The organism is Paraburkholderia sp. JPY465, assembly GCF_050436725.1.
Taxonomy (GTDB): domain Bacteria; phylum Pseudomonadota; class Gammaproteobacteria; order Burkholderiales; family Burkholderiaceae; genus Paraburkholderia; species Paraburkholderia youngii.
Genome location: NZ_JBNDMT010000003.1, coordinates 146,074 through 158,298 on the forward strand (window position 1 = coordinate 146,074; position 12,225 = coordinate 158,298).

The following is a 12,225-nucleotide window of genomic DNA, read 5'->3' on the forward strand; positions in this document are numbered from 1 at the left end:
TCCAGCATGAGCACCGAGTCCACCCAGCCCAATCCCGCTTCCGCCTTCCCGATCACCGACGAAGTCCGTCACGCGCTCGCCGTGACCAAGCGCGGCGTCGACGAACTGCTGATCGAAGACGAATTCGCGCAAAAGCTCGCGCGCAGCGCGGCGACGGCCAAGCCGCTGCGCATCAAGCTCGGGCTCGATCCGACCGCACCCGACATCCACATCGGCCACACGGTCGTGCTGAACAAGATGCGCCAGCTGCAGGACCTCGGCCACACGGTGATTTTTCTGATCGGCGATTTCACGTCGCTGATCGGCGACCCGTCCGGGCGCAACGCGACCCGCCCGCCGCTCACGCGCGAGCAGATCGAGTCGAACGCGAAGACCTACTTCGAGCAGGCCGCACTGGTGCTCGATCGCGACAAGACCGAGATCCGCTACAACAGCGAATGGTCGATGCCGCTCGGCGCCGACGGCATGATCAAGCTCGCGTCGCGCTACACGGTCGCGCGCATTCTCGAGCGCGAGGACTTCACGAAGCGCTTCCAGGGCGGCGTGCCGATCTCGATCCACGAGTTCCTGTACCCGCTGATGCAGGGCTACGACTCGGTCGCGCTGAACGCGGACCTCGAACTCGGCGGCACGGACCAGAAGTTCAACCTGCTGGTCGGTCGCGAGCTGCAGAAGCAGTACGGCCAGGAGCAGCAGTGCATCCTGACGATGCCGCTGCTCGAAGGGCTCGACGGCGTCGAGAAGATGTCGAAGTCGAAGAACAACTACATCGGCATCAGCGAAAAGCCGACCGACATGTTCGGCAAGCTGATGAGCATCTCCGACACGCTGATGTGGCGTTACTTCGAGCTGCTGTCGTTCCGTCCGATGGACGAAATCGCCGGCTTCAAGCGCGAAGCCGAAGCGGGCCGTAATCCGCGCGACTTCAAGGTGATGCTCGGCCAGGAAATCGTCGCGCGCTTCCACTCGCAGGCGGATGCCGAGCGCGCGCTCGAGGACTTCAATCATCGCGCGAAGGGCGGCGTGCCCGACGATATTCCGGCTGTCACGCTCGCGGGCGCACCGCTTGCGATCGGCCAGTTGCTGAAGCAGGCGAACCTCGTGCCGTCGACGAGCGAGGCACTGCGCAACATCGAGCAGGGCGGCGTGAAGATCGATGGCACCGCGGTGTCCGACAAAGGCCTGAAGGTCGAGGCGGGCGAGTACGTCGTGCAGGTCGGCAAGCGCCGCTTCGCACGCGTGACGCTGACGGCGTGATCGCGCTGATCCAACGTGTGCGGCGCGCCGAAGTGCGCGTCGCCGATCGCGTAACCGGCGCGATCGACGCCGGCTTGCTCGCGCTCGTCTGCGCGGAGCGCGGCGACACCGAGGCGGTGGCCGACAAGCTGCTCGCCAAGGTGCTCGGCTACCGCGTGTTCAGCGACGCGGCCGGCAAGATGAACCTGTCGGTGCAAAATCTCGACGGCGCAGGACGCGCGGGCGGCCTGCTGCTGGTGTCGCAGTTCACGCTCGCAGCCGATACCAACAGCGGCCTTCGTCCGAGCTTCACACCGGCCGCGCCGCCCGACGAGGGCAAGCGCCTGTTCGACTATTTCGTCGCGGCCGCGCGCGCGAAGCATCCGATCGTCGAGACCGGCGAGTTCGGCGCGGACATGCAGGTGTCGCTCGTCAACGACGGACCGGTCACGTTCTGGTTGCAGACCAACGCATAAAAGAGAGCGAACGGTGCGAGCTGCGGTCGCGGCATGCGAGCCGCGCCGCCGCTTTTTGCGACAATAGCCGCTGGACACAACCGCGAACCGCACCCCTCTCTCATGACGACGCAGATCCTGTTCATCCGGCACGGCGAGACCGACTGGAACCGCATCAAGCGGATTCAAGGCCACATCGACATTCCGCTCGCGACGACCGGCATCGCGCAGGCGCAACGTCTCGCGCAGCGTCTAGCCGCCGAGGCGAAGCAGGGCGCGCGGCTCGACGCGATCTACTCGAGCGACCTGCAGCGCGCGCAGCAGACCGCGCAGCCGATCGGCGAGGCGCTCGGCTTGCCGCTGCAATCGCGTGAGAACTTGCGCGAGCGCTCGTACGGCGCGTTCCAGGGCCATGACAGCGACGAGATCGCGCTACGTTTCCCTGACGAATACGCGCAGTGGCAAACCCGCGATCCCGGCTTCGCGCCGCCCGAGGGCGAGTCGCAACGCGTGTTCTACCACCGCATCATGCATGCGATCGAACCGCTCGTCGCCGCGCATCCGGGTGGGCGCATCGTGTGTGTCACGCATGGCGGCGTGCTCGACTGTGTGCACCGCTTTGCAACCAGTATGCCGCTCGACGCACCGCGCAATTACCCGCTGCTGAACACCAGCCTGAACGTCGTGGATTACGGGAACGATCGCGCGACAATCGTGACGTGGGCGGACGTATCGCATCTCGAAGCCGGCAGCGCCGACGACGATGGTTTCAGGAAGGGACCGGAGTCGAAGCGGTAAGCCGAAGCCGAGAATGGCCCGGCTCGCGCGGCGCGATCAATCCTGCCGCCGCGCCGCCGCCGCGCGCCGCCGCGCCCGCTTCGATACGCCATTGACCAGCGCCCAGCGGATTACTGGCGCGACGACCCGCACGCCAGGCCGTGCGAAGGTTCGACGCAGCACCGCGTAGCGATTCAGGTCGAGCATCGTCTGCGCCCAGTCGGGCAACAGATCGACCCCCGCGTTGAGCATCAGCGTGCCGGCGGGCCGCATCGCGAAGCTCGGTGCGGGCGCGTTCATCAGAATCCTGACGACTTCGCGCGTGCGCTCGCTGGCGACGAGGGCGGGCCGCATCGCAAGCAGGTAGGCCTCGATCTCGGCGCGCGAGCGCGGAATATCGACGGCGCCGAGCATTTCCGCGATGCGCGCGGTTTCCGCGAAGTATTGATCCTGCGCGGTGACGGACAGCACCGGATTCACATAGCGCAAATGCGCGGTCATGAAGCTCGACACTTCCGCGACGTGCACCCACGTCAGCAGCGCGGGCTCGCTCGCGCGATACGACTGGCCGTCCGGTGCGACGCCGGTCACGTCGAGATGAATGCGCTTCACGCGCTCGATCAACGCGAGCGCATCGCTCTTGCTGCCGTATGTCGTTCCGGCGATGAACGTCGCCGTGCGACGCAGCCGGCCCAGGATGTCGGTGCGAAAACTCGAGTGGTCCCAGACGCCCGCGAGCGCGAGCGGATGCAGCGCTTGCAGCAGCAGCGCGCTGATGCCGCCCGCCATCATCGACGTGAAGTCGGCGTGGACTTTCCAGCACACGGAGTTCGGCCCGAACAGGCCAGGATCGCCCGGCGGCGATGAGTAGTCGAGCACCGGTCCGCTACCGGTCGTCAGATGCGTGACGCCGGCGGCGAGCTTCGAACGCAGGCGGTGGGTGAGGCGCGCCGCGAAATTACCGGACGGGTCGCCGGCGGGATTGACGGGTGAACGGTTGGAAGGGCCGGGTTGCTCGGTCTGATCGGACATCCTGGTCGACCTCGTCGTGTGACTCAGTTCGTTGAATTCCACAGACCCGGCAGCGCGCTCGACGAATCCGGCGCGGCCAGCCCGAAGTGCCTATACGTGAGCAGCGTGGCGACGCGGCCGCGCGGCGTGCGCTGCAGGAAGCCCTGCTGGATCAGATACGGCTCGAGCACGTCTTCGATCGTGTCGCGCTCCTCACCGATTGCCGCCGCGAGATTGTCGACACCGACCGGGCCGCCGTCGAACTTGTACAGGATCGCTTCGAGGAGCTTGCGGTCCATCAGGTCGAAGCCGACCGCGTCGACGTCGAGCATGCTGAGCGCGGCGTCGGCCACCTGCGCGGTGATGTTGCCGTCGGCCTTTACTTCGGCGAAGTCGCGCACGCGCCGCAGCAGGCGGTTCGCGATACGCGGCGTGCCGCGCGCGCGACGGGCGATTTCAAATGCACCGTCCGGATGGATCTGCGCACCGAGCAGCGCGGCCGAACGCGTGACGATGCGCGCAAGCTCCTCGGCGTTGTAGAACTCGAGTCGCGCGACGATGCCGAAGCGGTCGCGCAGCGGATTGGTCAGCATGCCCGCGCGCGTGGTCGCGCCGACCAGCGTGAACGGCTGCAGATCGAGCTTCACGCTGCGCGCGGCCGGTCCTTCGCCGATCATGATGTCGATCTGATAATCCTCGAGCGCCGGATAGAGGATTTCCTCGACGACCGGCGAGAGCCGGTGGATTTCGTCGATGAACAACACGTCGTTGGCTTCGAGATTGGTGAGCAGCGCGGCGAGGTCGCCGGCGCGTTCGAGCACCGGCCCCGACGTTTGCCGCAGATTGACGCCCATCTCGCGCGCGATGATGTGCGCGAGCGTGGTCTTGCCGAGGCCCGGCGGACCGAATAGCAACACGTGGTCGAGCGATTCGGAACGGCGCTTCGCGGCCTCGATGAAGATTTCGAGCTGGCCGCGGACTTTCTCCTGCCCGACATATTCGTCGAGCTGACGCGGGCGCAGCGCGCGTTCGAACGCTTCTTCGTTCGGCGACACGGGCGTGGCCGCGATGATGCGCTCGGCGGCGAGTTTGTCGGTTTCGATCATCTGTCCATTGTACCGCGCGCGGATCGCGCATCAGCCCTTCGACAGCGCCTTCAGCGCGAGCTTGATGCCCTCGGACACGCCCGTGCCGGCCGGCACGTTCTTGATCGCCGCGAGCGCTTCTTTTTCCGAGTAGCCGAGCGCGAGCAGCGCATTGAGGATGTCCGACGCGTGATCGGATGGCGACGCGGCGCCCGCCATTGCACCCAGGTCGGCGCCGAGCTTGCCCTTCAGTTCGAGCAGCAGCCGCTCGGCGGTCTTCTTGCCGATGCCCGGCACACGCGTGAGGCGCGCGGCGTCCTGCATCGTGACGGTCTGTGCGAGCTCCGCGACGCTCATGCCGGACAGCACCGCGAGCGCCATGCGCGCGCCGATGCCGGAAATCTTCAGCAGCTCGCGGAAGGTCGCGCGTTCCTGCGCGGTGCCGAAGCCGTATAGCAGATGCGCGTCCTCGCGCACGATCATCTGCGTGAGCAGCACGATGCGCTCGCCGGTCGACGGCAGGTTGTAGAACGTGCTCATCGGCACGTCCACTTCATAGCCGACGCCGTTGCAGTCGACGAGCAGATGCGGCGGGTTTTTTTCCAGCAGAACGCCGGCGATGCGACCGATCATGGCGGATTAGTTTTCAGAGTCGGGTGGGAATGCGCGAGTGTAGCGCAGCGGATCGGCGGCGCGAACGTCATCGCGTATCCGCGTCGCGCTAGCCGACCAGACGCCCGCGCCGCACTCGCAGACCCTTCTTCGCGAGCGCCGGGGCAATGCCGCCGAGCGTGCTCAGCGTCGAGCCACCGTGCGCGTGGCAGATGGCCATGCCGAGCGCGTCGGCGGCGTCGGTGCCGGGCACGCCCGACAGGCTCAAGAGCCGCACGACCATCTGCTGCATCTGCTCCTTGGTCGCCCGGCCATAGCCGACCACCGACTGCTTAAGCTGCAGCGCGGTGTATTCGGCGACCGGCACGCCGCCCGCGACGAGCCCGCAGATCGCGGCGCCGCGGGCCTGGCCGAGCAGCAGCGTCGACTGCGGATTGACGTTGACGAAGACTTTTTCGATCGCCGCTTGATCCGGCGCGTGCTCGCGAATCAGCGTCGAGATGCCCGCGAAGATGGTGCCGAGGCGCGACGGCAGATCCGCGTCGGCGGTGCGGATCACGCCGCTCGCGATATAGCTCAGTGTGTGGCCGTGTTGTTCGATCACGCCGAAGCCGGTCACGCGCAGGCCGGGGTCGATGCCGAGAATTCTCATGAAGTGCCGCACAAGCGATAAAAACCAGGTGCCTGCGATACTACAACGAACGCGGCGTGCGGCGGACCGCTGGCAGCACGCTTAGCGGAATAAAAGCTGCTAAAGGCTTTGCACGAGGAGGGCGATCTGGAATGGAGCGCTACCGCAATCTCAGCCGCGACTCGGGCGTCGACGCCTATGAAATCGGCGACGATTTCATCAAGGTGCGCTTTCGGCCGGGCACCGTGTATTGGTACACAGAGGCAAGTGTCGGCGCCGAGCATCTCACGGTACTTAAGCGTCTCGCGCGGCGAGGCCAGGGTTTGGGCACGTACATCAGCCAGCATGAGCAGGTTCGGGACGGTTACGCCCGCAAAGAACCGGACGATTGAACGCGTCGCTGCAAGACAAAAGGCCCGGTGGGACAACCCGCCGGGCCTTTTTTCAGCTAGCGACCTTCAGCCGATCAATGACGGAAGTGACGCACGCCCGTCAGCACCATCGCGATGTTGTGCTCGTCGGCGGCCATGACCACTTCGTCGTCGCGCACCGAGCCGCCCGGCTGGATCACGCAGGTCGCGCCTGCCGCGACCACGACGTCGAGACCGTCGCGGAACGGGAAGAACGCGTCCGATGCGACCGCCGAACCGGCCAGCGTCAGGCCGGCGTTCTGCGCCTTGATGCTGGCGATACGCGCCGAGTCCACGCGGCTCATCTGACCGGCGCCGACGCCGAGCGTCATGCCGTTCGCGCAGAACACGATCGCGTTCGACTTCACGTACTTCGCGACACGCCATGCGAACAGCAGATCGTCCATTTCCTTCGGCGTCGGATGACGCTTGGTGACGACGCGCAGCTCGCGCGGCTGCACGTTCCTCGAGTCGAGCGACTGCACCAGCAGGCCGCCACCGACGCGCTTCAGATCGAACGTGTTATGGCCTTCGCCCAGCGCGATTTCGAGCAGACGCACGTTCTGCTTCGCCGCGAACACCTGGCGCGCTTCGGCGCTGAACGACGGCGCGATCAGCACTTCGACGAACTGCTTCGCGACGGCTTGCGCGGCCGCTTCGTCGACTTCACGGTTGAACGCGATGATGCCGCCGAACGCCGAGGTCGGGTCGGTCTGGAACGCCTTCGAGTACGCTTCGTGCGCGTTCGCGCCCACCGCGACGCCGCACGGATTCGCGTGCTTGACGATCACGCAGGCCGGCACGTCGAAGGTCTTCACGCATTCCCACGCCGCGTCGGAGTCGGCGATGTTGTTGTACGACAGTTCCTTGCCCTGCAACTGGTTGTAGTTCGCGAGCGCGCCGTCCGGCACGGTCAGGTCGCGGTAGAACGCCGCGCTCTGGTGCGGGTTTTCGCCGTAGCGCAGGTCCTGCACCTTGTTGAACGCCATGTTGAAGGTGGCCGGGTACTCGTTGCGCGACGAGTGCTGCAACTCGTCGGTCAGGCTCGTCAGATAGTTCGTGATCGCGCCGTCGTACTGCGCGGTATGCGCGTACACCTTGGTCGCGAGACGGAAGTTCGTCTTGTACGACACCGCGTTGCCGTTCGCGCGCATTTCGTCGAGCACGACCGCGTAGTCGGCCGGGTCGACCACCACCGTCACGTCACGATGATTCTTCGCGGCCGAGCGCAGCATCGTCGGGCCGCCGATGTCGATGTTCTCGATCGCGTCTTCGAGCGAGCACTCTTCCTTCGAAACCGTCTGCACGAACGGGTACAGGTTCACGACCAGCAGGTCGATGGTCGGGATGTCGTGCTTCTCGAGCGCGGCCATGTGTTCGGGCAGATCACGGCGCGCGAGGATGCCGCCGTGCACCTTCGGATGCAGCGTTTTCACGCGCCCGTCGAGCATTTCCGGGAAGCCCGTGTAGTCGGCGACTTCGGTGACGGACAGGCCCGCGTCCGCGAGCAGTTTCGCGGTGCCGCCGGTCGACAGGATCTTGATGCCGAGGTCCGACAGCGATTTGGCGAAGTCGACGATGCCGGACTTGTCGGAAACGGAGATGAGCGCTTGCTTGATCATGATGAAGACGAAAAGCCGAAGGGGAAACGTGGCAGGGCGCGAGAAACTACAACGCGCTACAGCAAACCGTGTTGTTGCAGCTTCTTGCGCAGCGTATTGCGGTTGATGCCGAGATACTCGGCGGCCAGCGACTGGTTACCGTTGGCCTGCTCGAGCACCACTTCGAGCAAGGGTTTTTCCACGCATGAAATGACCATGTCGTAGACGTCGTGCGGATTGGAGCCGTCGAGATCCTGGAAATACACATCCAGGCTGTCGCGGACAGATTGTTCGATGTTGTTCTTGCTCATGCTGCTAGTCGGTCGGTGTTGTCCTCGCCCTGGCTGTCGAGCCCGGGGTTGCCGGGCGCTTCGTCGACGTAGACGAGGCGGTCTGAGATCGCCTTTTGCGCGTCAAAGTACTCGTTGACGGCGAGGAGTTGTTCGCGCGTGGTGTCCAGCGTATTCATGCGATGCCGGAACAGGTTGGCGCCGGAAAGGCCGCGAGTGTACCAGCCGATGTGCTTGCGCGCAGTGCGAACACCGGTAAATTCCCCGTAAAAAGCGTAGTGATCTTCGAGATGCTCGTTCATCACCTGCTGGATTTCGTCGATGCGCGGCGGCGGCAGAAGCTCGCCCGTCTGCAGGAAATGCTCGATCTCGCGAAACAGCCACGGACGGCCCTGCGCGGCCCGGCCGATCATGATCGCGTCCGCGCCGGTCGCGGCGAGCACCTCGCGCGCCTTTTGCGGCGACGTGATGTCGCCGTTCGCGACGACCGGAATGTTGACCGCCGCTTTGACGGCGGCGATGGTTTCGTACTCGGCGTCGCCGTGGTACAGGTCGGCGCGCGTGCGGCCGTGCACGGTCAGCATCGAAATGCCCGCTGCTTGCGCGAGACGCGCGACGTTCAGCGCGTTTTTGTTCTCGCGATTCCAGCCGGTGCGGATTTTCAGCGTGACGGGTACCGCGTCGGGCCCGACGCCAACCGCGTTCACGACGGCCTCGACGATGCGCTGCACGAGCGGTTCGTTCTGCAGCAGCGCCGAGCCGGCCGCCACGTTGCAAACCTTCTTGGCCGGGCAGCCCATGTTGATGTCGATGATCTGTGCGCCGTTCGCGACGTTGTAGCGGGCGGCCTCGGCCATCATGTCCGGGTCGGCGCCAGCGATCTGCACCGCGATCGGTTCGACCTCGCCTTCGTGATTGGCGCGGCGCATGGTCTTTTCGCTTTTCCACAACTGCGCGTTCGACGCGACCATTTCCGACACCGCGTAGCCCGCGCCGAGCCGTTTGCAGAGCTGGCGGAACGGCCGGTCGGTCACGCCGGCCATCGGGGCGACGAACAGGTTGTTGCGCAGATTGTGGGGGCCAAGAGTGGGCATGACGTGAGCGTGCGCCGACGTCGGCTCAGGATTTGACAATCGTGACGGCCGGCGCAGCGCGAAATGCGAGGGAAAACCACCATTTTAGCGTTAACGGGTTGCCGGGACTCGCGAACCAGGTCTCGTAACTTGTTAAATCTTCTATGAAAGTCGCGCGGCTCATAGAGCCGCGCGGCGTTTTGCGCCCCTAGCGGCGCTGGCCGAACATCATCTGGCGGGCAAGCGCGGTTTTCACCGGCGGGACGAATTCGAGCGCGGTCAGCGCGAGGCCGCGCAGTACCGCGAGCGGCGCGAAGTCGATGGTGAACAGGCGCGCGAGCGTGTCGGTCGAGCCGATCGTCAGGCGCCGGTCGAGCGTGCGGCGCTGCGCGAAAGTGGCGAGCGCGAGCGGTGTCGGGCCCTCGACCGACAGCGCATCGGCGAGCGCGTGCGCGTCTCGCAGACCCAGGTTGAGGCCTTGGCCCGCCACCGGATGCAAGGTCTGCGCCGCATTGCCGATCGCCACGATGTGGCCGTTCACGAGCGTGTCGATCGTGTTGAGACCGAGCGGAAACGACGCCCGGCCCTTGATGTGCGTAAAGCGGCCCATGCGGTCGCCGAACGCGGCATCGAGTTCGCGCAGGAACGCTTCGTCGGAGAGCTGCGCGCGGCGCGCGGCTTCGTCGGGCGCGCAGCACCAGACGAGCGCGTAGTCGGCGCCGCGCACGCCGCCCATCGGCAGCAGCGCGATCGGGCCTTGCGACGTGAAGCGCTCCCATGCGACGTGCGGCTGCGGTGCGGACACGGTGACCGTGCCGACCAGCGCGGTCTGGCCGTAGTCGCGCGAGGCGGCGGCGTTTTTACCGATGCTGCGTGCGCCGGCGGCTTCGTCCGTCGCGCGGCTCGGGTTTTTCGCGTGCTTCTGGTCGCCGAACAGGCCGCCCTCGGCGTTCACCAGAATCCGCGTGCGCAACTGGCGCGCGACGCCCGCGGTTTCGATCGGCAGCGTGACGCCGTCGAGCTCCTGAACCGGCGCACCGGCCGACGTCGAGCGGAACCAGTGGACCGGCGTCGCGTGCACGGCGTCGGCGAGGCCATGCACGATCGAGCCGTAACGCAGCACGTAGCCGAGCGCGGGCAGGCCGTGCTCGTGATGATCGATCAGCGTGCGGCCGAAATGACCGCGCTGCGACACGTGGATGCGCTCGATCGCGGTGGCGTCGGCCGGCCAGCGCAGCGGCTCGAGGATCATCCGGCTGCCGTGCGAGACCGCGATCGCGCGCGGATCGGCGATCGAATCTTCCGGCTCGCGCGCGTCGACGAGCGCGATCTTCATCTCGCGCGTCACGCTGCGGCGCGCGAGCCAGCCGGCGAGCGCGAGGCCGACCGGCCCGGCGCCGACGATCGTCACATCGAAATCGAACCCCTGCTGGTGGGAGGCGGGCCTCAGGATCACCGCCGATGGAGATGCTTCGTTCATCGCCGATCAGGTCCTCTGTTGATGAACCGCTCGCGCTTCCTGCATCAGCGCCTCGATCTCGTCGGCGGCGACCGGCACGTCGCGCGTAATCAGCTCACAGCCGGTCGGCGTGACGATCGCGTCGTCCTCGATGCGGATGCCGATGTTCCAGTAGCGCTCGGGCACACCCTCGGCCGGGCGCACATACAAGCCCGGCTCGATCGTCAGCGTCATCGACGCGCGCAGCGTGCGCCACGGTAGCGCGCCCGCTTCGTCGCGCGGCGCGCCGCGCTCGCGGTAGTCGCCGCAGTCGTGCACGTCCATGCCGAGCCAGTGGCCGGTGCGGTGCATGTAGAACGGCGCGTAGGCACGCTCGGCGATCACGTCGTCGACCGACGCGAACTTCGCGCGCGGCACGATGCCGGTGTCCAGCAGCCCCTGCGACAGCACGCGCAGCGCGGCCTGGTGCGGATCGTCGAAGCTCGCGCCGGCGCGCGTCGCATCGACGGCGGCCTGCTGCGCGGCCAGCACGATGTCGTACAGCTCGCGCTGCGCGGGCGTGAAACGGCCGCTCGCCGGGAACGTGCGCGTGATGTCGGACGCATAGCCGTCGAGTTCGCAGGCCGCGTCGATCAGGATCAGGTCGCCGTCGCGCGCGATTGCGTTGCCGGCGGGGTAGTGCAGCACGCACGCGTTCGCGCCGGCCGCGACGATCGACGTATAGGCCGGCGCCTGCGCGCCGAACTTGCGGAACGTATAGAGCAGTTCGGCCTCGAGTTCGTACTCGCGGACGCCGGGGCGGCACACCGCCATCGCGCGACGATGCGCGGCCGCCGAAATCTGCCCGGCGCGGCGCATGATCGCGAGCTCGTGGTCGTCCTTGACGAGCCGCATCTCGTCGAGCAACGGCAGCAGGTCGCGCGCGGCCGTGGGTGCGACGGTGCCGCTGCGGCTTTGCGCGCGCACCGCGTCGAGCCAGCCGCGCACCTGCTCGTCCAGATGTGCCGAGCTGCCGAACGCGTAGTGCAGCGCCGGCTTGTCGGCGATGATGCGCGGCAGCTGCGTGTCGAGTTCGCCGATCGGGAACGCGGCGTCGAGCCCGAATGCTTCGCGCGCACCGTCGGGGCCGAAGCGGAAGCCTTCCCACGTCTCGCGCTCGACGTTTTTCTCGCGGCAGAACAGCACCGACGCGGGCGCGCCGGGCGCGGCGCTGGCGTCGAGTACCAGCAGCGCTTCGGGCTCGGTGAAGCCGGTCAGATAATAGAAGTAGCTGTCGTGGCGGTACGGATAGTCAGTATCGCGGTTGCGCAGCGCTTCCGGCGCGGTCGGGACGATGGCGACGCCGCCGCCCGCGGCGCGCAGCGCGGCGAGAACGCGCTCGCGGCGCGTGCGGTAGACGTCGATGGCGATGGTGGGTTCGGTCGGCTGGTTCATCGTGCGATTGTAGCGCCGCGTGTCTCCTGGCCCCATTCTCCGCGCGCGACATCGACTCGCTTTGTGCGGATTCCGACGGCGCGGCGGTCGCCGTCATGTTGCAATCCGTCTACAGCGGCTCGGCGGGCAGTTCGCGAAGATGCCGCCAGCA

At 66.6% G+C, this 12,225-nt stretch carries 13 protein-coding genes; 4 read left to right on the top strand and 9 right to left on the bottom strand.

Features of this window, described 5'->3' with window-relative positions:
• The first annotated feature begins 6 nt into the window (after positions 1-6).
• The 3 genes from tyrS to QFZ94_RS15220 all read left to right on the top strand — a co-directional run bounded on the left by tyrS (position 7) and on the right by QFZ94_RS15220 (position 2,489).
• The gene (tyrS, locus tag QFZ94_RS15210) at positions 7-1,257 is read left to right on the top strand and encodes a tyrosine--tRNA ligase (RefSeq protein ID WP_176121817.1); all 1,251 of its coding nucleotides are present in this window, start codon (positions 7-9) and stop codon (positions 1,255-1,257) included.
• Positions 1,254-1,712, top strand: a complete 459-nt coding sequence (gene dtd, locus QFZ94_RS15215) for a D-aminoacyl-tRNA deacylase (RefSeq protein WP_429457931.1) — start codon at positions 1,254-1,256, stop codon at positions 1,710-1,712. Before tyrS ends, dtd begins: the two co-directional genes overlap by 4 nt.
• Before the next feature lie 102 nt (positions 1,713-1,814).
• Positions 1,815-2,489 carry a histidine phosphatase family protein gene (locus QFZ94_RS15220; RefSeq protein WP_368584023.1) on the top strand — a complete coding sequence of 225 codons (675 nt, stop codon included), beginning with the start codon at positions 1,815-1,817 and terminating at the stop codon, positions 2,487-2,489.
• 36 nt (positions 2,490-2,525) lie between these two features.
• On the opposite strand, the gene QFZ94_RS15225 is transcribed toward QFZ94_RS15220, so the two are convergent.
• The 4 genes from QFZ94_RS15225 to ruvC all read right to left on the bottom strand — a co-directional run bounded on the left by QFZ94_RS15225 (position 2,526) and on the right by ruvC (position 5,828).
• Positions 2,526-3,500: an oxygenase MpaB family protein gene (locus QFZ94_RS15225; protein WP_368584022.1), complete on the bottom strand. Its 975-nt coding sequence runs from the start codon at positions 3,498-3,500 to the stop codon at positions 2,526-2,528.
• Between the two features lie 23 nt (positions 3,501-3,523).
• Entirely contained in the window at positions 3,524-4,585 is a 1,062-nt protein-coding gene (gene ruvB, locus QFZ94_RS15230) for a Holliday junction branch migration DNA helicase RuvB (protein ID WP_013090500.1), read from the bottom strand.
• Between the two features lie 30 nt (positions 4,586-4,615).
• A complete protein-coding gene (gene ruvA, locus QFZ94_RS15235; RefSeq protein WP_018421776.1) occupies positions 4,616-5,197 on the bottom strand; it encodes a Holliday junction branch migration protein RuvA in 582 nt (193 codons plus the stop codon).
• Between the two features lie 88 nt (positions 5,198-5,285).
• Positions 5,286-5,828 (bottom strand): crossover junction endodeoxyribonuclease RuvC, encoded by a 543-nt coding sequence (ruvC, locus tag QFZ94_RS15240; RefSeq protein ID WP_410848603.1) that lies wholly within the window; start codon positions 5,826-5,828, stop codon positions 5,286-5,288.
• Between the two features lie 131 nt (positions 5,829-5,959).
• On the opposite strand from ruvC, the gene QFZ94_RS15245 reads away from it, so the two are divergent.
• Positions 5,960-6,199, top strand: a complete 240-nt coding sequence (locus tag QFZ94_RS15245) for a hypothetical protein (RefSeq protein ID WP_410848602.1) — start codon at positions 5,960-5,962, stop codon at positions 6,197-6,199.
• Between the two features lie 74 nt (positions 6,200-6,273).
• Here QFZ94_RS15245 and purH read toward each other — a convergent pair whose 3' ends face one another.
• The 5 genes from purH to QFZ94_RS15270 form a co-directional block, all read right to left on the bottom strand.
• Complete coding sequence (gene purH, locus QFZ94_RS15250) at positions 6,274-7,839, bottom strand: bifunctional phosphoribosylaminoimidazolecarboxamide formyltransferase/IMP cyclohydrolase (protein WP_368584019.1); 1,566 nt, start codon at positions 7,837-7,839, stop codon at positions 6,274-6,276.
• Between the two features lie 56 nt (positions 7,840-7,895).
• Positions 7,896-8,129 carry a Fis family transcriptional regulator gene (locus tag QFZ94_RS15255; protein WP_013090496.1) on the bottom strand — a complete coding sequence of 78 codons (234 nt, stop codon included), beginning with the start codon at positions 8,127-8,129 and terminating at the stop codon, positions 7,896-7,898.
• Entirely contained in the window at positions 8,126-9,202 is a 1,077-nt protein-coding gene (dusB, locus tag QFZ94_RS15260) for a tRNA dihydrouridine synthase DusB (protein WP_429457935.1), read from the bottom strand. Before dusB ends, QFZ94_RS15255 begins: the two co-directional genes overlap by 4 nt.
• Before the next feature lie 187 nt (positions 9,203-9,389).
• Positions 9,390-10,661, bottom strand: a complete 1,272-nt coding sequence (locus QFZ94_RS15265; RefSeq protein ID WP_429457937.1) for a UbiH/UbiF/VisC/COQ6 family ubiquinone biosynthesis hydroxylase — start codon at positions 10,659-10,661, stop codon at positions 9,390-9,392.
• Between the two features lie 6 nt (positions 10,662-10,667).
• Positions 10,668-12,074, bottom strand: coding sequence for an aminopeptidase P N-terminal domain-containing protein (locus QFZ94_RS15270; protein ID WP_429457940.1), 1,407 nt, complete (start codon positions 12,072-12,074; stop codon positions 10,668-10,670).
• Between the last annotated feature and the right edge of the window lie 151 nt (positions 12,075-12,225).